Origin of the sequence: Pseudorhizobium endolithicum, from assembly GCF_902153245.2 — a bacterium.
Classification (GTDB): Bacteria; Pseudomonadota; Alphaproteobacteria; order Rhizobiales; family Rhizobiaceae; genus Neorhizobium; species Neorhizobium endolithicum.
In genome coordinates this window covers 157,473-181,277 of the sequence record NZ_CABFWF030000008.1, presented here as the reverse complement: position 1 = coordinate 181,277, position 23,805 = coordinate 157,473, and the positions used below count along the sequence as shown (strand labels likewise).

Genomic DNA, 23,805 nt, shown 5'->3' with positions numbered 1-23,805 from the left:
GCCTTTTCTGTATCCGACGTTGAAAGTCAGTTGCGATGAGCCGAGACGCCCTGAAGACCCTTTTCCACCCGTTTGCCACTGGCGCAGTCCCGGTGCCGCTGGCGGGCGAGCGTGTCCTTTTCCTTGGTGCGGAAGCCGGGCAGGGCTTCCCCGAGGGTTTCGCGGCGAGCGTGACGGCAGTACAGCCGTTCCGGCCGATGTTCCGTTTCCTGGGGGAGGGTGCTCTCCCCGAGGCGGAGGGTGACGGTTATGACATGGCGCTGGTCCTCTGCGGCAAGCATAGGGCCGAGAACGAGAACCGCGTGGCCGAAGCGCTGGAGCGCGTAAAGGCAGGCGGCATGATCGTCATCGCCGGCGGCAAGGAAGACGGCATCCAGCCGCTGCGAAACACATTGCTCAAGCTCGGCCTCCCGCTCGACTACACGCCGAAGTATCACGGCGTAGCGATCTGGCTGGCGCGGCCGCAGGACGCGGGAGCAGCAATCCTGGCATTGAAGAAGATGCCGGTCACGGTGGAGGGACGCTTCCAGGCGGCGCCGGGCATGTTCTCGCACGATCGCATCGACCCCGGCTCGGAGCTTCTCGCAGAGCGGCTGCCGACCGATTTCGATGGCAACGCGGCCGATTTCGGTGCCGGTTGGGGCTATCTGACGGTGCGTCTCGCGGAGGTGTCGCCGCGCGTCAATCGCATCGACCTGTTCGAGGCGGACTACCGGGCCCTCGAGTTTGCAAAGACGAACGTGGGCCACAATTGCCCGAGCCTTAACGCCCGCTTCTTCTGGCAGGACCTCGCCGCCGAGGCGCCCAAGGAGAAGTACGATCTGGTGATCATGAACCCGCCCTTCCACGAGGCGCAGGCTGCCGATCCGGAACTGGGCAAGGCAATGATCCGCACCGCTGCATCCTCCCTCCGCAACGGCGGTCGGTTAATGCTCGTCGCCAATCGCGGCCTGCCCTATGAACCGGTGCTGAAGGAAGGCTTCCGGGAATCGGGCGAAACCTGCCGCAATGCCCGCTTCAAGGTTCTCTGGGCGCGGAAATAAGAAAGCGCCGATAAACGAGAAGCCCCGCTTCAACGCAGGGCTTCTGCTTTTTGCAGTTCGGGAAGCTATTCCAGGTCCGCCTTGCGCAGGCGCTCCAGCGTCGGCAGCGAGGTGATGTTGTAGCCGGCGTCGACGTAGTGGATTTCCCCCGTCACGCCACGCGACAGATCGGACAGGAGGTAGAGCGCCGACCCGCCGATATCCTCGATCGTTGCCGTGCGGCGAAGCGGTGCGTTCTTCTGGTTCCAGGAATACATGGCGCGCGCATCGGAAATGCCGGCGCCCGCAAGGGTACGGACCGGGCCGGCGGAAATTGCGTTGACGCGGATGTCCTGCGGCCCGTAGTCGGCCGCCAGATAGCGGACGGAGGCCTCCAGCGCAGCCTTGGCGACGCCCATGACGTTGTAGTTCGGGATGACGCGCGTCGAGCCGCCATAGGTCAGGGTAAGCATGGAGCCCCCCTCGGTCATCAGGTCGGCCGCCCGCTTGGCCACCTCCGTGAACGAGAAGCAGGAGATCACCATGGTGCGGGAAAAATTCGCCCGCGTGGTGTCGGCATAGAGGCCCTTCAACTCGTTCTTGTCGGAAAAGCCGATGGCGTGAACCACGAAATCAAGCTTGCCCCAGCGTTCGCGGATTGCCTCGAATGAGGAATCCACCGTGTCGATGTCCTCCACGTCGCAGGGCAGCAGGAAATCGGAGCCGACTTCGGCGGCGAGCGGCTTCACGCGCTTGCCCAGTGCCTCGCCCTGATAGGTGAAGGCGAGTTCTGCACCCTGCGCGGCGACCGCCTTGGCAATGCCCCAGGCGATGGAGTGATTGTTCGCGACCCCCATGATCAGGCCGCGCTTCCCCTGCATGATCCCTGTCATGAACTTACCCGTTGTAGCGCTGGAAGACGAGCGTGGCGTTGGTGCCGCCGAACCCGAAGGAATTGGAAAGAACCGTGTCGATCTTCGCCTCGTCGATGCGCTTGCGGACGATCGGCACGCCTTCGAATTCCGCATCGAGCGTCTGGATATGCGCGCTCTCGCCGATGAACTTTTCCTGCATCATCAAGAGGCCATAGATCGATTCCTGCACGCCGGCGGCACCGAGTGAGTGGCCGGTCAGCGACTTGGTCGACTGGATGTGCGGGATCCTGTCCCCGAAGACCTCGCGGATGGCACCGATTTCCTTCGAGTCGCCGACCGGCGTCGAGGTGCCGTGCGTGTTGATGTAGTCGACATCGCCCTTCACGGTGGAGAGCGCCTGGCGCATGCAGCGGATGGCGCCTTCGCCGGAAGGGGCCACCATGTCATAGCCGTCGGAGGTGGCGCCATAGCCGACGATCTCGGCATAGATCTTGGCGCCGCGCGCCTTCGCATGCTCCAGTTCCTCGAGGACGAGAACCCCAGCGCCGCCGGCGATCACGAAGCCGTCACGGTCGGCATCATAGGCGCGCGAGGCGCTTGCCGGCTGGTCGTTGTACTTGGTGGACATCGCGCCCATGGCGTCGAAGAGGTTCGACATGGTCCAGTCTAGATCCTCATGCCCGCCGGCAAACATGATGTCCTGCTTGCCCCACTGGATCATCTCGGCGGCATTGCCGATGCAGTGCGCCGAGGTGGAGCAGGCCGAGGAGATCGAATAGTTGACGCCGTGGATCTTGAACCAGGTGGCGAGCGTCGCCGACGCAGTGGACGACATGGCCTTCGGCACGGCAAACGGGCCGATGCGCTTGGGGCTCCCGTTCTTGACGGTGATCTCGGCGGCTTCGATGAGGGTCCGGGTCGAGGGGCCGCCGGAGCCCATGATGATGCCGGCGCGCTCGTTCTCGCTGTAATCCTTCTCCTCGAGGCCGCAGTCCGCGATGGCCTGCTTCATCGCCACGTGGTTCCAGGCGCCGCCCTGGCTGAGGAAGCGCATCGCGCGGCGGTCGACGAGGTCGGTCGGGTCGAGGCTCGGCCGGCCCCAGACCTGGCAGCGGAAGCCGTGTTCCGCAAAATCGGGAGAGAAGGTTATCCCGGACTTCGCCTGGCGAAGGGATTCAGTGACTTCGGCGGCATCGCTTCCGATGGAGGACACGATACCGAGACCCGTGACAACAACCCGTCTCATGTTGATGGCCTTTTCTGCTCTTTCTCTGCCTTTGTGCGTTGCCGCTCAGGCGTTCTTGTCCTTCGACAGCCCAACGCGCAGGTCCGTCGCCTGATAGATGGTCTCTCCGTCTGCCTTGACCCAGCCATCGGCCGTGCCGAGCACCAGGCGGCCGCGCATGACGCGCTTGAAGTCGATGCCGTATTCGAGAAGCTTCGTGTGCGGGCGCACCATGCCCTTGAACTTCACCTCACCGGTGGAGAGCGCCATGCCGCGCCCTTCTTCCCCCAGCCAGCCGAGATAGAAGCCGGTGAGCTGCCACATACCGTCGAGGCCGAGGCAGCCGGGCATGATCGGATTTCCCTGGAAGTGAACCGGGAAATACCAGTCGTCGGGATGCACGTCGTATTCGGCCCGCAGGTAACCCTTGTCGAACGCGCCGCCGGTCTCCGAAATGTCGGTGATCCGGTGGACCATCAGCATCGGCGGCAACGGCAGTTGGGCATTGCCCGGGCCGAACAATTCCCCCCGCGCACAGGCAAGGAGTTCTTCGTAGCTGAAACTCGACTGTCTTTCTGTCATTAACGTCCGGGTCCCCTCATGCCGATGTACGACCTTTATTGCACATCCGGCCGAATTTGAAGCACAACGATCTCTGCGGCGCGTTTCCCGGCAGGGACAGCGGCCACGTTTTTCCAGTCGCATATAGGAAGGAGCTTCCGCAAACCAGAGCTTGACAGCCAAATAACACCTTTTTGGTGTCGGCGCGCCGCTTTGGAAGCTATTGAAAGCGGCGCCGGCAAAAGTTATATCCCAAAGTCAAGATGAAGTGTCTTGGGAAGACGCGGGGCATATTGGCACGATGGCAGACGCCATGATCAGCATCGAGACGAGGTTGCGGGACTGCGGCTTGCGCCCGACGCGCCAGCGCATCGCGCTGGCCGACCTTCTGTTCGCCAAGGGTGATCGCCACCTGACGGTCGAGGAACTGCACGAGGAGGCGCTGGCCGCCGGCGTGCCGGTCTCGCTCGCCACCGTCTACAATACGCTGCACCAGTTCACGGAAGCGGGGATGATCCGCGTGCTCGCCGTCGAGGGGGCCCGTACCTATTTCGACACCAACGTCTCCGATCATCACCATTTCTTCGTCGAAGGCCGCAACGAGGTCCTCGACATCCCGATCAGCAACATCGAGATCGGCAACCTCCCGGCTGCTCCGGACGGCATGGAGATTTCCCATGTGGACGTCGTTATTCGGCTGCGCGAGAAGAGGAACGCCTAGCCCGGTCACGGCTTCCTGACGGCATCGTCCGGATCCCGTCCGGGCCTCGGCCTGTATCTCGGGATCGTCCAGCCCTTGCGGATTGCGCCCCCACGCAAGGCGAAGGCCACCGCGAAGCCCGCGGCCGAACTTGCGACCGTGGGAACGCCCAGCACCTCCAGGAACGTGAAGGTGCAGGCGCCGGCGAGCGCCGCCGAGATATAGACCTCCGATCGCAGCAGCACCGAAGGTTCGTCCGCGAGAATGTCGCGCAGGATCCCGCCGCAGGTGGCCGTCAGGATTCCGGTGACGATGGCGATCGGTGCCGAACCCGTGGATGCGAGGCCGATCGCGGCACCCATGACGCTGTAGGCGGCCAGGCCGATCGCATCCAGCCAGAGGAGCAGCCGGTAGCGCCATTCGACGAGATGGGCCGCGAAGAAGACGATGATGCCGGTGGCAATGCAGGCGAGGACATAGCCGGGGTCGATGACCCAGAAGACCGGTGTGCGGCCAAGTACCAGATCTCGGAGGGTACCTCCCCCCACGCCGGTCAGTGCCGCGAAGAAGAGGAAGCCGATGATGTCGAGCTGTTTGCGGGAGGCGGCGAGGGCGCCGGTTGCCGCGAAGACCACCACGCCCGCGTAGTCCAGGATGTACAGCACGATCCACCTCCCGTTCGATCCACCAGCGTCACGCAAGTGTCGCCCGCTAGGATGGGCGGCAAATGTCGCGTCCTTCTTACGCGTCCGGCGCAAAGAGGCGAAGGGGTTGAAGAGCCAATGCTCGTGAAAAAACACCTGATGATCGCAGCACAGGCGCTGGCGCTGTTCCTTGCGCCGGTCGCTGCGTCCGCGCAGCAGGAACTGCTGAGCGATCCGGAGATCTACGAGAAGGATCATTTCCGCAAGCAGTGCAAGATCGCGCAGTTCGGCAGCGGTTTCATGACGCGTCTCGACATCAACAATGACGGGATCGTCGATGCGGTCAGCAACCATGGGGAAATCACCTGCGACGGAACGCGCGGCCCCGACTGCAACGAGGATGGCTGCCCCTACAACTTCTACCTTCGCGCCAGGGAGGGTGGCTACTTCATGATCGCGACGGCCCGCATCTATGGCTACGACTTCATCAAGCGCTTCGGCAACATGGTCTTCGTGATGAAGATGCATCCGCGCTTCTGCGAACGGACGGACGACAAGCCCTGCGAGATGACGGTCAGGGTGCGCGGCGGGCGTTTCGTGACGATCTCCAGGAAATAGCAGTCACCCTGCCGGCAAGATGCTGTCGATGCGGCCGGTAAGGTAGTAGCCGAAGAGGCCGACCCATTCGCGGACGGCGGTGGATGTGATCTGCGCGTTCGAGGTGGGCTGGGTGAAGTCGAATCCCAGGCGCAGGATGCCGCTGGTGCGGTAGTCGACAGGCCAGGGCGTGGCCGGGATGCCGGCCGTCCGGAAGAGGGCGACGGACCGGGGCATGTGGAATGCAGACGTCACCAGCAGGCAGTCGGACAGCCCTTCGCGCGCGAGCACGTCCTTCGTCAGCACCGTGTTCTCGTAGGTCGTGCGCGAGGCATTCTCCTTCACCAGCCGCTCAGCCGGGACGCCGAAGGCGGAGAAGAACCGTTCCGATGCTCCTGCTTCACCCTCGTATGCGCCGCTGATCGAGCCGTCGCCGCCCGAAACGAGGATCCGTGCCTGCGGATGCCGCAGCGCCAGGCGCAGCGCCTCGACGAAGCGTTCGGCAGCCTGGTTGAACTCGATGCCGCCCCGGCTGGTGGTGACCTCGTTCTCCAGGGCGCCGCCGAGCACGATGATGCAGGTCAGATCCCGCGGTTCCTGCTGCGGTTTCACAAATCGCACCTCCAGCGCCTGCAGCGCAACACCGCCCGCCGTGGTGTAGAGGGTGACGAAGAGGATCAGCGCGGCAAGCGCGGCTGCCGTACCGCCTGTCCGGCGCCAGCCGGCGAAGACGAGTAGGGAGCCCAGGGCGCAGAGCAGGAAAGCCAGGGAAAGTGGCTGCACCGCCAGCCAGAAAAGCTTGGATAGAAGGAACATGAGCGGACCTGTGGCAATATCCGGCGGCGGCTGTCAATGGCGGCGCCGGTTTCCGTTGACGATCGGCTGCTGGAAGCGCAGTTGCAGCGGCCGCGGCAGGAAGAGTGTGGCGAACCCGACCGCCACCACGGCGAGGGCCACGACCCAGAGCGCATCGTTCCCGAGCCATCTGGTAAGGAAGGCGCCGGTGACGGCGCCGCAGGCCATGCCGGTCCAGGGCACGGTCTGGATCACCCAGCCGGTCGGATTGCGGTCGCCGACGATCCAGCGACCGATGCCCCGACCGAAGCGGGACAGGGCGCCGGTGATGTAGGTCAGTCCGATCGGCAGTCCCTCGATGTGTTCGACGGTGGCGTTGATCATGCCCATGGCAAGGACGACGAGGTAGAACTGCACGCGCGGATACTGCTTTTCCGGCAACAGTGCCGCGACCGCGATCGTGACGGCCACCCCGGTCAGCACCACGAAGGTGCGCCGCGCCGAGAGCGTATGGGCGAGCAGGATGCCGAGCGCATTGCCGACCACGAATACCCACAACGCGAAATAGAGGATCAGCGCATGGCCGTAATTGCCCTCGGCGAAGGACAGCGCAGCGCGCGTCGTATTGCCCGTCATGAAGGATACGAAATCGCCGGAGAGCAGCAGGCCGACGGCATCCGTCATGCCCGCGACGAAGGAGATGGCCGCGACCAGCACGAGGCCGGTCACGGTGCGCCTCGTGCGGACGAGGTGTCGGCGTCTGGCAAGGCTCATGCGTGGCAAATCCCTGGCGGCGGGCGAGGGTCGGATCGCCCTCGCGGGCCATCTTAGCCGCTGATTCGCCGATTGCGAAAGATGTCCTCGCTCGCCGTCGCCTTGTCGCTCGTCTCGGGCTTGGCCTTCGTCAGCCCGTGCTCAGCCGGGCGGCCATGCCCGCTGCCGCGGCGCGCCCGGTGGCGAGGCAGGCGGTGAGGAGATAGCCTCCGGTCGGAGCTTCCCAGTCGATCATCTCGCCGGCGACGAACAGGCCGGGGATCTGCTTCAGCATGAAGCGCGTGTCGACGCTGTTCCAGGCGACGCCGCCGGCCGAGGAGATCACTTCCTCTATCGGGCGGGGGCGCAGGAGCGGGATCCGCAGCGCCTTGATACTGCAGGCTAGCTCCCCAGGATCCAGCCGTGCAGCCTGCGGATCGCATTCCCGCAGCAGAGCCGCCTTCACCCCCTCCAGTCCGGCAGCCTTGCGCAGCCGGTTGGAGAAGCTCGCCGTGCGGTTCTGCCGCGCGAGATCGCGGACAAGACGCGCTTCGGTCCGTCCAGGTGCGAGATCGAGGACGAGCGACGCCTTGCCGGTCCGTTCCAGCCGATCGCGCAGCGTGGCCGAGTGTGCATAAACGAGGCTGCCCTCGATGCCGTGCTGCGAGATGACGAACTCGCCCTGGACGCTGCCGGCGTCCGAGGTCGCCTGGACCGACTTTACCGGCATGCCGGCGAAACGTGTGCGGAAGGCATCGCTCCAGGCGACGTCGAAACCGCAATTGGCGGGGCGGAAGGGGCGGATCTCGACCCCCCTTGCAGCCAGCCACGGCACCCAGGCCGCATCCGAGCCCAGCCGCGGCCAGCTCGCGCCGCCGAGGGCGAGGAGCGCTGCGTCGGGACGGATCAGCGAAACTCCGGCCGGTCCCTGGAGGGCATAGCTGTTGCCGTCGAAGCCGATCCAGCGGTGACGGGGCATGAGGCGTACGCCCTGCGCCTCCAGCCGGCGCAGCCAGGCACGCAGCAGGGGGGAAGCCTTCATGGCAGTCGGGAAAACGCGGCCGGAGGAGCCGACGAAGGTTTCAGTACCCAGGCCGGTCGTCCAGCGACGAATATCATCGGGCGTGAAGGCGTCGAGCGCTGCTTGCAGCCGCTCCGAGGCCGCACCGAAACGGGTGCGAAAACGCGACAATTCTTCCGAATGGGTGATATTAAGGCCGGACTTGCCGGCCAGCAGGAACTTTCGGGCGAAGGTCGGCATCGCGTCATAGACGGTGACGCCGAAACCGCCGGCCGAAAGCACCTCGGCGGCCATCAGCCCCGCGGGTCCGCCGCCGATGATCGCGATGGTCTTGCCGTTCATGCAGCCCGTCTAGCATGCGGTGCAAGGAGAGTGGAGGTGAGTTTTTCAGCCGGCGCCGCCGACCGGCGTCAGCACCTTCCCTGTACCGCCGCAATCGGGACATTCGCCACCGTCGACCCTGCCGGAACCGGAGCAGCGGCGGCAGGTGTTCTCGGCGGCGTCAGGGGTGCCGGGCGGCACCGCATCGGAATTCCTATGGTTTCCGTCGCAAGGTTCGCTATCAGTCATGGCAGATCCTTCCGGTGAAGAACCGGCCGGCCCCTGCGGAGCCGGCCGGAACGGCTCATTCCGCTGCCTGGCTCCGGGTCATGCCTTCGTTCGGCAGCTTGCCCATCAGTACTTCCTCGGCGGAGGCCTTGTAATTCTTCACAGAACTCGTCCACTGGCCCCAGACGGTCGGGTCGATCTTGTCGCCATTGTTGCCCAGGTTCTGCAGCCGGCGCTGGTCCTCCTCCGTCAGCACCTGCTTCGGCAGCGGGCCGAGCTTCCTGACGTCGTCGGCACTGATGCCGAGCTTTTCGCCGACGCGACGGCCGTAATCGTCGTGGACGAGGAAGAAGTGCCAGACCATGCGCTCCTGCACATCACGCTCGCACTGGCCGAGCAGGTCGCCCATGTTGAAGACGAGGTCGTCACGCTCCCAATCCATCATCGTACAGTAGCGGCCGCGGGCCTGGGCGTAGTCGTTGCGTCGCTCGATGACGCTGCGCGTCAGCCGGCCGCGGATTTCCGGCGGATTGTTGGGCTGCTCGACAGAACTCTCCTGCAGCCCGTTGTGGATCGACGGCTCGTAGTTCACGTGCGGGTTCTGACCCGGTGCCAGATCGCGTTGGTAGCTCATCTGTCCGCCGGAGAGATTGGTGGCGACCGTCGCGTTCTTTGCCTGGTTGACCGGCAATTGCAGATAGTTGGTTCCGACGCGGTAGCGCTGGGTGTCGGAATAGGAAAATGTCCGGCCGACCAACATCTTGTCGTCGGAGAAGTCGAGGCCGTCGACGAGAACGCCCGTGCCCATGGCGATCTGCTCGTTCTCGTTGAAGAAGTCCTCGACATTGCGGTTCAAGGTCATGGTGCCGACGTGGCGGAGCGGGAAGTCCTTTTCCGGCCAGATCTTCGTGTCGTCCAGCGGATCCCAGTCGAGTTCCGGATGGTCATGGTCTTCCATGATCTGCACATACATGTCCCACTGCGGGTATTCGCCGCGTTCGATGGCGGTAAAGAGGTCCTTTGAGGCCGAGCCGAAATCCTGGCCCTGGACCTTGGCGGCCTCCGCGGCCGTCAGGCTGGCAATGCCGCAGCGCGGATGGAAGTGGTACTTCACAAGTACGGTATCGCCCTGTGCGTTGACCATCTTGTAGGTGTTGACCCCAAAGCCTTCCATATGCCGGTAGCTGGCCGGGATGCCGCGCGGCGAGAAGAGATGCGTCAGCATGTGCATGGATTCCGGCGTCTGCGACATGAAGTCGAAAATGCGGTTCGGTTCCTGCCGGAAGGTCACCGGATCGGGCTTCAGGGCGTGGATGACGTCTGGAAACTTGATCGCGTCGCGGATGAAGAAGATTGCGAGATTGTTGCCGACGAGGTCCCAGTTGCCGTCTTCCGTGTAGAACTTCACGGCGAAGCCGCGGGGGTCCCGGGCAACTTCGGAGGAATCGCGGCCACCGATGACCGTGGAGAAGCGGATCGCGAGCGGCGTCTTCTTGCCCGCCTGCTGGAACAGCTTGGCGCGGGTGTATTTCGAGGCCGGCTCGTCGCCGATCTTGCCGGTCGCCTCGAAGTCGCCATAACAGACGAAGCCGCGGGCATGCACGACGCGCTCGGGAATACGCTCGCGGTCGAAGTGGGTGATTTTCTCCAGGAACTGGTAGTTTTCGAGCGTCGCTGGCCCGCGCGCGCCAACGGTGCGCTGTGATTGGTTGTTGGCGATCGGATGGCCTTGGCGGTTGGTGAGGACTCGGTCGCCACCGGAGGACATGTTCTTCTCGTCCATCGTCTTCCCTCCTGTTTCGGATTTCGGATGGGCGCGACGATGAAACCCGCACGCCCCCGTGAGGAAACACGCAGGCCACGGATGGGTTCCAGGGAGCAACGCGGAAACGGACGGCGGCTCGCCGTTGCCCGCCCGTGCATGGTGTCAGTTGGCGACTCCATAGCCGCCGCCGGTGGGCGTGACGACGGTCACCGCTTCGCCGGCCTCGAGGATTGTCTGGCCGCAGCCGCCGAGGTCCTCGAGCCGCCCATCGAGCCGCCGGACGATCGTCTCGCCGAGTTCACCGGCCTCGCCGCCCTTAAGGCCGTGCGGCCGGATCGTACGATGCGAGGAGAGGATGGCGCAGTCCATTTTTTCCAGGAAGCGGATGGTTCGCTTCGTGCCGTTGCCGGCCGACCACCTGCCCTTGCCGCCCGAATTCTCCCGGATGTGGAAGTCCTCCAGCAGGACAGGATAGCGCGTCTCCAGGATTTCGGGATCGGTGAGGCGCGAATTGGTCATGTGGACATGCACCGCATCGGTTCCGTCGAAGCCCGTCCCATTGTTGAAGACGCCGGCGGGCGAGCCGGAGCAGAGCGTCTCGTAATACTGGTAGGTCTCGTTGCCGAAGGTCAGGTTGTTCATCGTGCCCTGGCTGTCGGCGATTGCACCGAGGGCGCCGAAGAGGGCATTCGTGACGTGCTGGCTGGTCTCGACATTGCCGGCAACGACGGCGGCCGGATATTGTGGCTTCAGCATCGACCCGTCCGGCACGATGATGCGGATCGGCCGCAGGCAGCCGGCGTTCATCGGGATCGAGCTTTCGACCATGACCCGGAAGACATAGAGAACCGCCGCGCGGGTGACGGGTTCCGGTGCGTTGAAGTTGTTCGGCTTCTGCGGGCTGGTGCCGGTGAAGTCGACTGTTGCTTCGCGCTTTTCCTTGTCGACGGTGATCTTCACCTTGATCGTGCTGCCCTGGTCGGTGTCGTAGGAGAATTCTGAATCTCCCAGCTTCTCGACGACGCGGCGCACACTTTCCTCCGCATTGTCCTGCACATGGCCCATGTAAGCCTGCACCACGTCGAGCCCGAACTGCCCGATCATCTTGCGCATTTCGTGCACGCCCTTCTCATTGGCGGCGATCTGGGCGCGCAGGTCGCCGACATTCTGGGCGACGTTGCGGGCGGGATAGGGATGGTCGGACAGGAGGCGGGTGATGCCTTCCTCGTCAAAGCGTCCCCGGTCGACCAGAAGCACGTTGTCGAAGAGCACGCCTTCCTCGTCCACGGTGGTGGCGAGCGGCGTCATCGATCCCGGAGCCGTGCCGCCGACGTCGGCATGGTGGCCGCGGGAGGCAACGTAGAAGAGGATATTCTTGCCCTCTGCGTCGAAGACCGGCGTTACCACGGTAATGTCCGGAAGATGCGTTCCGCCGTTGTAGGGGGCGTTCAGCGCGAAGACGTCGCCCGGACGGATCCTGCCCTTGTTCTGGGCGATGATGGATTCGACCGAACGGTCCATGGAGCCGAGATGGACCGGCATGTGCGGCGCATTGGCCACCAGAGCGCCGTGTTCGTCGAATACCGCGCAGGAGAAGTCGAGCCGCTCCTTGATGTTGACCGAGGAGGCCGTGTTCTGCAGCGTGACTCCCATCTGCTCGGCGATCGACATGAAGAGGTTGTTGAAGACCTCCAGCAGCACCGGATCGGCTTCCGTGCCGATCGCCTTGCTGCGCGCGAGTGCCTTGACCCGCTTCAGCACGACATGGTCGAGCCTGGTGATCTCGAACGCCCAGCCGTCCTCGACGACGATCGTCTGATGCGGCTCGATGATGAGGCAGGGGCCGGCAGCCTTTGCGCCGGGGCGGATGTCCGTGCGCCGGTAGACGGGCGCCTGACGCCATTCACCGCCGGAGAAGAACCGGGTCTCTTCAGCCGAGGTGGGAGCGGCCGGGTCCAGCGCATGCGCCGGCTCGGTGGATTCGGCGCCACCGCCGATGGCTTCGACTTCGTAGGATTCGAAGATGATCTCGCGGTTCTCGAAGATGAAGCCGAACTGCTTGCGGTGAAGCGCCTCGAAGACCTCCGCCATCTCCGGGACCGTGGAGACGGGGACGGCAAGCGTCGTGTCAGTGCCCTGGTAACGCAGGTGGGCGCGGTGCAGCACATCGGCGTCGGCCTCCCTCACGCCCTGCGCCGCCATCTCCCGGAGCACGCTCGAAGTCAGCTCGTCGCGCACCGGCGATAGTGCCGCGAGCGCTTCCTCAAGCCCGGCGGAAATCGTCTTCTGACGGGTGGCGCGAATGTCGGCGAGGCCCATGCCATAGGCGGACAGGATGCCGGAGAAGGGGTGTATCATCACCGTGGAGATGCCGAGCGCATCGGCGGTCAGGCAGGCATGCTGGCCGCCGGCGCCGCCGAAGCAGGTGAGCACGTAGTTGGTGACGTCGTAGCCGCGCTGCACGCTGATCTTCTTGACGGCATTCGCCATGTTCTCGACGGCGACGGCAAGGAAGCCGTCGGCGACCTCTTCGGGTGTGCGGCCGTCGCCGATCGCCCCGGCCATATCCTCGAAGGCTGCGCGAACGGCCTCGGCGTCGAGAGGCTGGTCACGGTGCGGGCCAAAAATCTTCGGGAAAAGATCCGGTGATAACTTGCCGAGCATGACGTTTGCATCGGTCACGGTCAGCGGCCCGCCGCGGCGATAGGCCTTCGGGCCAGGGTTGGCGCCGGCGGAATCGGGGCCGACGCGGAAGCGACCGTTCTCGAAATGAAGGATCGATCCGCCACCGGCCGCGACCGTGTGGATCGACATCATCGGTGCGCGCATGCGCACGCCGGCGACTTCCGTCTCGAAGGACCGCTCCAGTTCGCCATCGTAATGGGAAACGTCGGTAGACGTACCGCCCATGTCGAAGCCGATCATGCGGTCAAAGCCAGCGAGCCTCGACGTCTCCACCGCGCCGACGACACCGCCGGCGGGGCCGGAGAGGATGGCGTCCTTGCCCTGGAACAGGTCGGCAGCCGTGAGGCCGCCCGAGGACTGCATGAACATCAGCCGCGTGCCCCCATCGGCGTCGGCTCCGAGCTCGCTCGCCACCTGCTCGACATAGCGGCGCAGGATCGGCGAGAGATAGGCGTCGACGACCGTCGTGTCGCCCCGGCCCACCAGCTTGATCAGCGGCGAGACCTCGTGGCTGACGGAGACCTGGGTAAAGCCGATCTCGCGCGCGACCTTGGCGGCCAGTTGCTCGTGCTCAGGGTACCGGTAGGCGTGCATGAAGACGATGGCGACGGCCCGGAATCCCGCATCGAACTGCGCCTGCAGGTCCCGGCGGATGACGGCTTCGTCGGGGGCTGCCTCGATCTCGCCATCGGCACGCACGCGTTCGTCGACCTCCACCACGGCGCTGTAGAGCAGTTCGGGCTTGATGATCTTCTTGGCGAAGATGTCGGCGCGGGCCTGGTATCCGATCGCGAGCGCATCGCGGAACCCGCGCGTCGTCACGAGCAGCGTCCGCTCCCCCTTGCGCTCGAGGAGCGCGTTGGTGGCGACAGTTGTGCCCATCTTGACCGCACCGATGGCACCCGCAGGGACGGGTTCGCCCGGCTTCAGCCCCAGGAGTTCCCGAATCCCCTGCACGGCAGCATCCCGGTAGGCCTCCGGATTTTCCGACAGCAGCTTGTGGGCAATCAGCGAACCATCCGGCCTGCGCCCGACGATGTCGGTGAACGTACCGCCGCGATCGATCCAGAAATCCCACTTTCCGCTGGTCATGACGTGCCCCTCACTGATTGCTTTTTCTTTACGAATACATTTCGTCGATAAAACGTCAATGATTGATTGACAGCAAAATGTTCATTGCTGCATCATGCCTGCATAACGGGCAAAGAGGCCGCCAGAGCTTCGCCCGGCCACGGCAACCGAGGGGAGCCGACGATGAAGAACTGCCGTATTCACAGCGGGAGGGCGATCTGTGTCCTCCAGTGATCCGCGCCATAGCGTTTTTCCCGAGTGGCTGAGGAAGTCGCTCGACGGGCTTTACCTCGTTTCCGGCTGGCTGGCCGGGCTGTTTCTGATCTCGATCTTCCTGATCATGTTGGCATTGTCGGCGGGGCGTCCCCTGGGCATCGATGTGCCGGCCGGAGATGATTTCGCGTCATGGGCCATGGCCGCGACTGCCTTTCTCGGGCTCGCCCACACCTTCCGATCGGGAGAGATGATCCGCGTCGGCCTCCTGATCGAGCAGGTTCGGGGACGTCCGCGACAGATTGCCGAGATCCTGGTTCTGGCGATCGGCACGGCGGCTGCACTTTACTTCGCCTGGTATGCCTTCGACATGACGCGCACCTCGTACCGCTTCAACGATCTGGCACAGGGCGTGGTGGCGATGCCGCTATGGATCCCGCAACTCGCCTTCTGCGGCGGCCTGGTCATCCTGGCGATCGCCCTGGTGGACGAACTTCTGCACGTGCTGTTCGGCGGGCTGCCGCGCTACGAGAAGCCTGCTCCGGAATCGGCCGAAGAGGTCATCGAACGCGCAATTCAGAGCGGAGCCTGAACCGATGGGAACGATGGAACTCGTCGAGATCGCGGGGGTCGTCCTCCTGGCTCTCCTTGGCCTGCTTGCCGGCGGCGTCTGGATCAGCATCGCATTGCTGATCTGCGGATGGATCGCCATGCTCTTCGTGCCGGGCATACCTGTGGGGGCCGTGCTGGCCACGAATTCCTGGAGCAACGGCGCATCCTGGTCGCTCGCGGCTCTGCCGCTCTTCGTCTGGATGGGTGAGATCCTGTTCCGGACCAAGCTTTCCGAGGAGATGTTCCGCGGCCTTTCGCCCTGGCTTGGGTGGCTGCCGGGCCGGCTGATGCATGTGAACGTGCTGGGCTGTGGCCTGTTCGGCTCCATTTCCGGGTCTTCGGCGGCAACGACCGCGATGATTGCCAAGATCGCGCTGCCGGAGCTGAAGAAGCGGGGCTACGACGAGATGGTCAGCCTGGGTTCGCTGGCTGGCGCCGGCACGCTCGGCATCCTTATCCCGCCGTCGATCACCATGGTGGTTTATGCCGTGGCCGCCAACGTATCGATCATCCAGATCTTTCTCGCCGGCTTTCTGCCGAGCATGATCGTGATGGCACTCTATTCCGGCTACATCATCGTCTGGTCCTGGCTGAACCCTGACAAGACGCCGCCGGCGCCGCCGAAGATGAGCTTCAAGGAGAAATTGCGGGAATCGGTCAACCTGATCCCCGTCCTGCTGCTCATCATCCTCGTCTTCGCGACGCTCCTGATGGGCTGGGCGACCGCGACGGAATGTGCCGCCTGGGGCGTCCTTGGCTCGCTGGCGATCGCCGCATGGTCCGGCTCCCTGACGGTCAAGTCCTTCTGGGAAAGCGTCATGGGCGCCACAAGGCTTACCTGCATGATCATGCTGATCCTGACGGGGGCCGGCTTCATGTCGATCGCCATGGGCTATACGGGAATACCGAATGCTCTTGCGAGCTGGGTGGAGAGCTTCAACCTCAGCCCCTACGCCCTTATCGCGGTACTGACGGTGATGTACATCGTGCTCGGCGCAGCCTTGGACGGGCTGTCGATGATCGTCCTGACCACCGTCGTCGTCCTGCCGATGATCCAGCAGGCGGGCTTCGACCTGATCTGGTTCGGCATCTTCCTGATCCTGATCGTCGAGATGGCGGAAGTCTCTCCGCCGGTGGGCTTTAATCTCTTCGTCCTGCAGACGATGAGCGGGCGAGACAGCCTGACGGTTGCGCGCGCATCGCTGCCCTTCTTCTTCCTGCTCGTGGCGACTGTCGCCATCATCACGGTCTTCCCGGACATCGTGATGGTCCTGCCGCGAATGGCGTTTCCGGGGTAACGCAAAGGGGAATGACATGAACATGTATGCAAGACGGATTGCCCGATCAGGCATGACCGCGGCGGCCCTTGTGATGGGAGCGGGCGCTGCCTTGGCAGAGACGGCCTGGGTGCTGCCTTCGGCCTATCCGCCAGCCAACTACCACACCGAAAACCTCATGCAGTTCGCTTCCGATGTGGACACCGCGACGAAAGGCGAACTTAAGATCACCGTTCATCCGGGCGCGGCACTCTTCAAGGCGCCGGACATCAAGCGTGCTGTCCAGACCGGACAGGCGCAGGCGGGTGAGGTCCTGATTTCGCTGCACGAAAACGAGAACCCGGTCTTCGGCGTCGATGTCGTGCCGTTCCTGGCAACGAGCTTCGAGCAGTCGAAGAAGCTGTGGGAGGCGTCGAAGCCGACGGTCGAGAAGGCCCTCGACGAGCAGGGGCTGAAGCTTCTCTACACGACGCCCTGGCCGCCGCAGGGCATCTTCACCAAGAAGGATGTCAATACCGTCGAAGACCTCCAGGGGCTGAAATGGCGCGCCTATAACGTCGGCACGTCGCGCATTGCCGAACTCGTCGGTGCCCAGCCGGTGACCGTGCAGGCTGCCGAGCTTCCGCAGGCGCTGGCGACCGGCGTGGTCGATGGCCTGATGACCTCCAGCGCCACGGGCGTCGATTCCAAGATCTGGGAATCGCTCACCCACTACTACGACACCCAGGCCTGGATCCCGAAGAACGTCATCTTCGTGAACAAGGACGCGTTCGAGGCGCTCGATCCCGCCGTCCAGGCAGCCGTCACCGAAGCCGCGGCCGCCGCCGAGGAGCGCGGCTGGAAGCTGGGCGTCGAGAAGACGGCGGCCTACATGGATACGCTGAAGTCGAACGGCATGCAGGTTCTTGCCCCGAGTGAGGAACTGAAGAAAGGCCTGGCCGAAGTCGGTGCCCAGCTCACCGAGGACTGGTTGTCCAAGGCGGGCGACGAAGGCAAGGCGATCATAGACGCCTACAAGAAGATGTGATCAAGAAGCGCCGCCGGCAGTTCCGGCGGCGCTTCTTTTCGGGAGGAAACATCATGTCTGCCAAGAAGGATGACCTGGGCCCCATCGTGTCCTCCGGCCACCTGGCCAGTGGTGCCCTGCCGGCCCTTTCGGAAATCGAGTTCGGGCTGATCATGCTCAACCACGCCTTCAACCGGTGGATGGTCAGATGCATGGCGGCGGCCGGCGTGCCGGACCTGTCACCCGTCGATATCCTGGTGCTGCACAACATCAACAGCCGCAACAAGCCGAAGACGCTCGCCGACATCTGCCTCGTGCTGAACATCGAGGATACCCATGTCGTCACCTATGCGCTGAAGAAGCTGGAACGTCTGAAGCTCATCAAGTCCGGCCGGCGCGGCAAGGAAAAGCTGGTAATGGTCACCGACGCGGGGGCAGAGGCCTGCACGCGCTACAAGGCGATGCGCGAGAGCCTGCTCGTCAAGTCGGTGCTGGCGACGGAAGTCTCCGCGGACAGCCTTTCGGAGGTCGCCGCCCGCCTTCGGGCGCTGTCGGGACACTACGACCAGGCGGCACGAGCGGCGGCCTCGCTTTAAAACCCTATCCGCAGTCCGGCTGCGGCTGCCTGACGACACCGATATTGCCCGCCAGTGACCTGTGCCCTTCCGGCAACAGCAGGTGATATTGGCGCTTCAACCACAGGATTGGTGAGAAGCGACACAATTGGGACAGCACTTTGTGGTGCTCGAGGGGCGGGAGGTCATCTTGTAATGTGCCTTGCGCACGGGACGCACCATGACATCGAATACCCTTTGCCGGCGTGGCCTGGCATTCCTGATCCTCATTGCGCCGCTTTCGGCCTGCACGACCTCCACGACCCAGTCCGCTCCTCCTCCGGTCGTTGCAGCCGCCACGTTCGAAGCTCCCGTCGAACCGGCAGAGCCCGCAGATCCTGCCATCATGTATGGCGAGAAGCTGGACCACGGTTTTCAGATCGCCGCGGTCGACATATCGAAACTGCCGGAGGAACGGCGCCGGCAGGAGGTCGACTACGCGACCACGGAGGCGCCTGGCACCGTCGTTGTGGATCAAACCGCCCGCTATCTCTATTTCGTCATGCCCGGAGGCAAGGCGATGCGCTATTCGGTAGCCGTAGGACCGGCGAGCCGCAACTTCACGGGCGAGGCGATGATCGACCGGAAGGCTGCGTGGCCGAGATGGAGGCCGACGGACAGCATGATCAAGCGAAGCCCCGAACACTACGGCCGGTTCAGGGATGGCGTCGAAGGCGGGCCGGGCAATCCCATGGGCGCAAGAGCGCTCTACATTCAGAAGGACGGCATCGATACCTATTACCGCGTCCACGGTACGAACGATCCCTCTTCGATCGGCAAGGCAGTATCCGCAGGCTGCATCCGCCTTCTGAACCAGGATGTCATGGATCTCTACGAGCGAGTGAACATCGGTGCGCGCATCGTGGTGCTTTGAGAGCGCTGGCAACCCTTTAGGAGAGTAGCGCCTGAGTCAGCGGGTGAAGGGGGTCCGCGAGCCCGTCCAGCACATCGAAGTGATGCCGGTCGGGTTCCTCCACCACCTCGGTCTCTGCGCCCAGACCCTTCCAGATATTGGCGAGCAGCGCATTCTGCCGGAGGAATTCGGACCGCTCGGCGCCACCCGCCCAGCAGGTCAGCCGGGTGCCGGGCACAGGTTCCAGGAGTGCGGGGCTTTCCCGCCATGCTTCCTGACGGTCGATGTTCAACTGCCTGTTCATGGCGGTGTGCATCAGCGGCCTGAGATCGTGCAGGCCGGAAAGCGAGACGGTGCGGACGATACGGCTGCGGACTTCTTCAGGCAGGGGAGAGGTGACGGTGACCATCCGCGTCACGAGATGGCCGCCGGCCGAATGCCCGATCAGGCGGATCGGCCCGGCCACCCGTTCGGCGGCCTTTTCGATGGCCTGCGCCACCTCCGTGGTGATGCCGGCGATGCGGACATCGGGGCACAGGGTGTAGGACGGCATCGCAACGGCATAGCCCTGCTCTACGGCGCCGCGGGCCAGGTGGGACCAGTAGGACTTGTCGAGCCGCAGCCAGAAGCCGCCATGGACGAAGACGACGAGGCCGGCGGGTTCCGTACCCGGCAGGAAGAGGTCCAGATGGTTGCGTAGGCCGTCGCCGTAGCGGATGTCCAGGCTTGCGTGGCCCGCGCCCTCCAGCGCCTGGCGGTACGCCCGAGCCGGTTCGATCCAGAGCCCGGGCCACCGCTCGCCTCCGGGAATGTTCGGGCCGTTGGCGTAGGCATCGTCCCAGTCGATAATCCGATGTCGCATGTCATCCTCCGGATATGGCCTGTTCTTGCGCCATACTGGCATCTGCCTGCCGGTGGAAAAAGAGGTATCGGCCGTCTTCGGGAAAATTATTACAAACTTAAAATTTCTCTCTTGCCAGCGCATGGGAGCAGTGCTTTTCTGGTGAAAAGGCAAGAACTGCCATTGGCCGCCGCACCGGAAACATCCGGGCGAGGACCAGAAGAACGCATGGGAACACGACGATGAAACTGGGACCGACAGGCCATCTGGATACCTTTGCGCGCGATCATCTCCCGCCGCCGGACCAGTGGCCGGAGCTTCTCCTCGAGGGCTTCGACTACCCGGAATGGCTGAATGCTGGCGTAGAGCTGACGGACCGCATTGTGGAGCGCGGCTTCGGCGACCATACCGCGCTGATCGGCAACGGCCGTCGCCGCACCTACAAGGAATTGTCCGACTGGACCAACCGCATAGCGCGGGCGCTGACGGAGGATTATGGCTTGAAGCCCGGCAACCGGGTGCTGATCCGTTCCGCCAACAATCCAGCCATGGTCGCCTGCTGGCTGGCGGCGACCAAGGCAGGTGCGGTGGTCGTCAACACCATGCCGATGCTGCGGGCGGGCGAACTCGCCAAGGTGGTGGACAAGGCGGAAGTCACGATGGCGCTTTGCGACACCCGCCTGATGGACGAATTGGTGGCTGTCGCCAAGGAGAGCCGCTTCCTGGAACAGGTGATCGGCTTCGACGGCACGGCCAATCACGATGCCGAGCTCGATCGTGCGGCGCTCGACAAGCCCGTCAAATTCGAGGCGGTGAAGACGGGTCGTGACGACGTGGCGCTGCTCGGCTTCACCTCCGGCTCGACTGGGGTCCCGAAGGCCACCATGCACTTCCACCGGGATATCCTGATCATCGCCGATGCCTATGCGAAGGAAGTGTTGAACGTCACGCCGGACGACGTCTTCGTCGGCTCACCGCCGCTCGCCTTTACCTTCGGGCTCGGTGGCCTCGCGGTCTTCCCGCTGCGCTTCGGCGCGGCAGCGACCCTCCTGGAACAGGCGACGCCTGCGAAGATGATCGAGATCATCGAGACCTACAAGGCGACCATCTGCTTCACCGCGCCGACCGCCTACCGGGCCATGCTGGCGGCGATGGACGAGGGGGCGGATCTGTCCTCGCTGCGGGTTGCGGTCTCTGCAGGCGAGACCCTGCCGGCCCCCGTCTACGACGAATGGGTGCGCAAGACCGGCAAGCCGATCGTCGACGGCATAGGCTCAACGGAGATGCTGCATATCTTCATTTCCAACCGCCTGGAGGATTCGAAGCCCGCCTGTACGGGCAAGCCATTGACCGGCTACCAGGCAATCGTGGTCGACGACGACATGCGCGAGGTACAGCGGGGAACAGTGGGGAAGCTTGCGATCAAGGGGCCGATCGGCTGCCGCTATCTTGCGGACGACCGGCAGCGGGATTATGTCCGCGACGGCTGGAACCTGACGGGCGACTCGTTCGTGCAGGACGAGGACGGCTACTTCCACTTCGCCGCCCGCTCGGACGACATGATCGTCTCGGCCGGCTACAACATTGCAGGGCCGGAAGTCGAGGCGGCTCTTCTCAAGCATGAAGCGGTGGCCGAATGCGCCGTGATCGGCGTACCCGATGCCGAGCGCGGCCACATCGTTGAGGCGCATGTCGTGCTTACGGATCGCGGCGCCGCCTGTGAGGCGATGGCAAAGCTCCTGCAGGAGCATGTCAAGAAGGTGATCGCCCCCTACAAGTACCCGCGGTCCATCGTCTTCGCCGATACGCTGCCGAAGACGGAGTCGGGCAAGATCCAGCGGTTCCGGTTGAAGCAGGCACGGGCGGCATGAGCATTTACCGACATTCTGCAAAAGCGCATTCGTGCGGCTTCGCCAGTGGACGTTCTTTTGCAAGTATGGAAGGTATCGGGAATGCCGGCCGGTGATGACACCGGGCGGATATCCGGCTGCGAGATCGAGCGGTCCGCGCCTGGGGATGGGATCATAAAAACAACTGGGAGTTCGAGACAATGAAGACACTGGTTTCCGCCGCCACGCTGGCGCTCAGCATGGGCGTTTCCGGCCTTGCCTTCGCCGAGCCTGTGAAGATCGGCATGATCACGACGCTTTCGGGCGGCGGTGCCGGCCTCGGTATCGACACGCGCGACGGGTTCATGCTGGCCATCAAGCAAGCCGGCAACAGCGAGATCGAGGTCATCACCGAGGACGATGGACAGAAGCCGGAATTGGCCGTCCAGATCGCCGACAAGATGATCCAGAGCGACCAGGTCGACATCCTCACCGGCATCGTCTGGTCGAACCTGCTGATGGCGGTGGCGCCGAGCGCAGTCGCCCAGGGCAAGTTCTATGTCTCGACCAACGCTGCCCCGGCGGCGCTCGCGGGCGAAAACTGCAACCCGCTCTATTTCAACGCGGCCTACCAGAACGACAATCTTCATGAAGCCATGGGCGAATACGCCAACAAGGACTACAAGAAGATGTTCATCATGGCGCCCAACTATCCGGCCGGCAAGGATTCGCTGACCGGTTTCAAGCGCTTCTACAAGGGCGAGGTCGCCTCCGAGGTCTACACGCAGGTTGGCCAGACGGACTACGCCGCCGAGATCGCGCAGATCCGTGCCTCCGGCGCCGATGGCGTCTTCGTCTTCCTGCCCGGCGGCATGGGCATCGCCTTCATGAAGCAGTACGCCCAGTCGGGCGTCGACACCCCGATCATGGGACCGGGCTTCTCCTTCAGCCAGGACGTGCTGCCGGCGATTGGCGATGCCGCACTCGGCGCCAAGGCCTCCGGTCAGTGGGCTCCGGACTTCGATACCGAAGTCAGCAAGAAATTCCTGGCCGACTTCCAGGCCGAATATGGCCGCCTGCCGTCCATCTATGCCGTCCAGGCCTATGATGCTGCCCAGCTAATCATCTCTGCCGCCGCCAAGGCGGACGTCAAGGATACCGAAGCGTTCCGAGCGGAACTCCTGAAGGCGGACATCCAGTCGCCGCGCGGCGACTTCAAGTTCAACACCAACCAGCACCCGATCCAGGACATCTACCTGACGGAAGTCGTGAAGGGCTCCGATGGCGTTCTGACCAACAAGACGGTGGAGAAGATCTTCGACGACCACGAGGATGCCTACGCCAAAGACTGCAAGATGTAAGGGCGGCTGGTGACTCTCGCACTTGCTCTTGAGCAGTTGCTCAATGGCCTTCAGCTCGGCGTCATGTTGTTTCTCATGGCTGCTGGGCTGACGCTGATCTTTGGCGTCATGGGCCTCATCAATCTCGCGCATGGTTCTCTCTATATGGTGGGTGCCTTCGCCTGTGCGGCGGTGGCTGCTGCAACAGGCTCCTTCTGGCTCGGGCTCGTCGCAAGCCTCGCCTGCGCGGCGGCGGCCGGCGCCATCGTGGAACTTCTGGTCATCCGCCGTCTCTACGACCGCGACCACCTCGACCAGGTTCTGGCGACATTCGCTCTCATCCTGATGTTCTCGGAAGGCACGCGCTGGCTGTTCGGCTCCTTTCCGCTCTATCTCGATATCCCGCCGCTTCTGCAGGGCGCCGTCGCCTTGCCCGGTGGTGCGCAGTACCCCGTCTATCGACTGGCGATCATTGCCGCCGGCGCACTGGTGGCCTTCGGCCTCTATCTCCTGATCGGCAAGACGCGGCTTGGCATGCGCATCCGCGCCGGCGAAAGCGACCGCGAAATGATCGGCGCGCTCGGCGTCGACATCCGCACGCTCTATACCGTCGTCTTCGCGCTCGGCGCTGCTCTCGCGGGGCTTGCGGGCGCCATGGTCGGAGCGCTGCAATCGGTACAGGTCGGCATGGGCGAGCCTGTCCTCATCCTCGCCTTCGTGGTCATCGTCATCGGCGGCATCGGCTCCATCAAGGGCGCGCTCCTGGGGGCGCTGCTTGTCGGCGTCGTCGATACCATGGGGCGTTTCCTGCTGCCGCAGATGCTGGCGCTGTTCGTGCCGCCCTCGCAGGCCGGGCTGATCGGAGGCGCCGCGGCCTCCATGCTCATCTATGTCATGATGGCAATCATCCTGGCGATGAAGCCGCGCGGGCTGTTTCCCGCAGCCCATGCGTGAGGC

Annotated in this window: 22 protein-coding genes; 11 read left to right on the top strand and 11 right to left on the bottom strand. The window is 63.9% G+C overall.

All coding sequences use genetic code 11. The features are described from left to right. The first annotated feature begins 35 nt into the window (after positions 1-35). Positions 36-1,043, top strand: a complete 1,008-nt coding sequence (locus tag RTCK_RS05540; protein ID WP_142592068.1) for a class I SAM-dependent methyltransferase — start codon at positions 36-38, stop codon at positions 1,041-1,043. Between the two features lie 65 nt (positions 1,044-1,108). Here the strand turns inward: RTCK_RS05540 and fabI are convergent, their stop codons facing one another. From fabI to fabA, 3 genes are read right to left on the bottom strand one after another with little or no spacing between them, the layout of a single operon-like run. Further along, positions 1,109-1,915 (bottom strand): enoyl-ACP reductase FabI, encoded by an 807-nt coding sequence (fabI, locus tag RTCK_RS05535; RefSeq protein WP_142592067.1) that lies wholly within the window; start codon positions 1,913-1,915, stop codon positions 1,109-1,111. Positions 1,916-1,919: 4 nt separating this feature from the next. Then, positions 1,920-3,143: a beta-ketoacyl-ACP synthase I gene (fabB, locus tag RTCK_RS05530; protein ID WP_142592066.1), complete on the bottom strand. Its 1,224-nt coding sequence runs from the start codon at positions 3,141-3,143 to the stop codon at positions 1,920-1,922. A gap of 45 nt (positions 3,144-3,188) precedes the next feature. Beyond that, a complete protein-coding gene (gene fabA / locus RTCK_RS05525; RefSeq protein WP_142592065.1) occupies positions 3,189-3,704 on the bottom strand; it encodes a 3-hydroxyacyl-[acyl-carrier-protein] dehydratase FabA in 516 nt (171 codons plus the stop codon). A 280-nt stretch (positions 3,705-3,984) separates the two neighbouring features. Between fabA and irrA the strand changes: the two genes are divergently transcribed. Further along, positions 3,985-4,404 (top strand): iron response transcriptional regulator IrrA, encoded by a 420-nt coding sequence (gene irrA / locus RTCK_RS05520; RefSeq protein WP_142592064.1) that lies wholly within the window; start codon positions 3,985-3,987, stop codon positions 4,402-4,404. 5 nt (positions 4,405-4,409) lie between these two features. On the opposite strand, the gene RTCK_RS05515 is transcribed toward irrA, so the two are convergent. Then, a complete protein-coding gene (locus RTCK_RS05515; protein ID WP_235988589.1) occupies positions 4,410-5,048 on the bottom strand; it encodes a trimeric intracellular cation channel family protein in 639 nt (212 codons plus the stop codon). A 117-nt stretch (positions 5,049-5,165) separates the two neighbouring features. Between RTCK_RS05515 and RTCK_RS05510 the strand changes: the two genes are divergently transcribed. Then, a complete protein-coding gene (locus tag RTCK_RS05510; protein ID WP_142592062.1) occupies positions 5,166-5,645 on the top strand; it encodes a hypothetical protein in 480 nt (159 codons plus the stop codon). Between the two features lie 3 nt (positions 5,646-5,648). Here RTCK_RS05510 and RTCK_RS05505 read toward each other — a convergent pair whose 3' ends face one another. The 6 genes from RTCK_RS05505 to RTCK_RS05480 all read right to left on the bottom strand — a co-directional run bounded on the left by RTCK_RS05505 (position 5,649) and on the right by RTCK_RS05480 (position 14,284). Then, a complete protein-coding gene (locus tag RTCK_RS05505; RefSeq protein WP_142592061.1) occupies positions 5,649-6,440 on the bottom strand; it encodes a YdcF family protein in 792 nt (263 codons plus the stop codon). Between the two features lie 33 nt (positions 6,441-6,473). Continuing rightward, on the bottom strand, positions 6,474-7,193 hold the full coding sequence (locus RTCK_RS05500; protein WP_142592060.1) for a YoaK family protein: 720 nt from the start codon (positions 7,191-7,193) through the stop codon (positions 6,474-6,476). Between the two features lie 130 nt (positions 7,194-7,323). Further along, complete coding sequence (locus tag RTCK_RS05495; RefSeq protein ID WP_142592059.1) at positions 7,324-8,535, bottom strand: TIGR03862 family flavoprotein; 1,212 nt, start codon at positions 8,533-8,535, stop codon at positions 7,324-7,326. 45 nt (positions 8,536-8,580) lie between these two features. Beyond that, positions 8,581-8,763, bottom strand: coding sequence for a hypothetical protein (locus RTCK_RS05490; RefSeq protein WP_142592058.1), 183 nt, complete (start codon positions 8,761-8,763; stop codon positions 8,581-8,583). Between the two features lie 55 nt (positions 8,764-8,818). Further along, complete coding sequence (locus RTCK_RS05485; RefSeq protein ID WP_142592057.1) at positions 8,819-10,525, bottom strand: catalase; 1,707 nt, start codon at positions 10,523-10,525, stop codon at positions 8,819-8,821. A 144-nt stretch (positions 10,526-10,669) separates the two neighbouring features. Next, positions 10,670-14,284, bottom strand: a complete 3,615-nt coding sequence (locus RTCK_RS05480) for a hydantoinase B/oxoprolinase family protein (RefSeq protein ID WP_142592056.1) — start codon at positions 14,282-14,284, stop codon at positions 10,670-10,672. 199 nt (positions 14,285-14,483) lie between these two features. Here RTCK_RS05480 and RTCK_RS05475 point away from each other — a divergent pair, with 199 nt between their 5' ends. The 5 genes from RTCK_RS05475 to RTCK_RS05455 all read left to right on the top strand — a co-directional run bounded on the left by RTCK_RS05475 (position 14,484) and on the right by RTCK_RS05455 (position 18,859). Next, positions 14,484-15,068 carry a TRAP transporter small permease gene (locus RTCK_RS05475; protein ID WP_235988588.1) on the top strand — a complete coding sequence of 195 codons (585 nt, stop codon included), beginning with the start codon at positions 14,484-14,486 and terminating at the stop codon, positions 15,066-15,068. Between the two features lie 4 nt (positions 15,069-15,072). After that, positions 15,073-16,386, top strand: coding sequence for a TRAP transporter large permease (locus tag RTCK_RS05470; protein WP_142522292.1), 1,314 nt, complete (start codon positions 15,073-15,075; stop codon positions 16,384-16,386). A gap of 16 nt (positions 16,387-16,402) precedes the next feature. Continuing rightward, positions 16,403-17,392, top strand: a complete 990-nt coding sequence (locus RTCK_RS05465; protein WP_211181431.1) for a TRAP transporter substrate-binding protein — start codon at positions 16,403-16,405, stop codon at positions 17,390-17,392. Between the two features lie 53 nt (positions 17,393-17,445). Beyond that, entirely contained in the window at positions 17,446-17,967 is a 522-nt protein-coding gene (locus RTCK_RS05460; protein WP_142592055.1) for a winged helix DNA-binding protein, read from the top strand. Positions 17,968-18,166: 199 nt separating this feature from the next. Next, a complete protein-coding gene (locus RTCK_RS05455) occupies positions 18,167-18,859 on the top strand; it encodes a L,D-transpeptidase (protein ID WP_142522290.1) in 693 nt (230 codons plus the stop codon). Between the two features lie 16 nt (positions 18,860-18,875). Here the strand turns inward: RTCK_RS05455 and RTCK_RS05450 are convergent, their stop codons facing one another. Further along, positions 18,876-19,700, bottom strand: coding sequence for an alpha/beta hydrolase (locus tag RTCK_RS05450; protein ID WP_142592054.1), 825 nt, complete (start codon positions 19,698-19,700; stop codon positions 18,876-18,878). A gap of 221 nt (positions 19,701-19,921) precedes the next feature. Between RTCK_RS05450 and RTCK_RS05445 the strand changes: the two genes are divergently transcribed. From RTCK_RS05445 to RTCK_RS05435, 3 genes are all read left to right on the top strand, one after another. Beyond that, positions 19,922-21,550, top strand: coding sequence for an AMP-binding protein (locus RTCK_RS05445; RefSeq protein ID WP_142592053.1), 1,629 nt, complete (start codon positions 19,922-19,924; stop codon positions 21,548-21,550). Between the two features lie 179 nt (positions 21,551-21,729). After that, positions 21,730-22,869: an ABC transporter substrate-binding protein gene (locus RTCK_RS05440; protein ID WP_142592052.1), complete on the top strand. Its 1,140-nt coding sequence runs from the start codon at positions 21,730-21,732 to the stop codon at positions 22,867-22,869. Positions 22,870-22,878: 9 nt separating this feature from the next. Further along, a complete protein-coding gene (locus tag RTCK_RS05435; RefSeq protein ID WP_142592051.1) occupies positions 22,879-23,802 on the top strand; it encodes a branched-chain amino acid ABC transporter permease in 924 nt (307 codons plus the stop codon). Positions 23,803-23,805 lie beyond the last annotated feature (3 nt).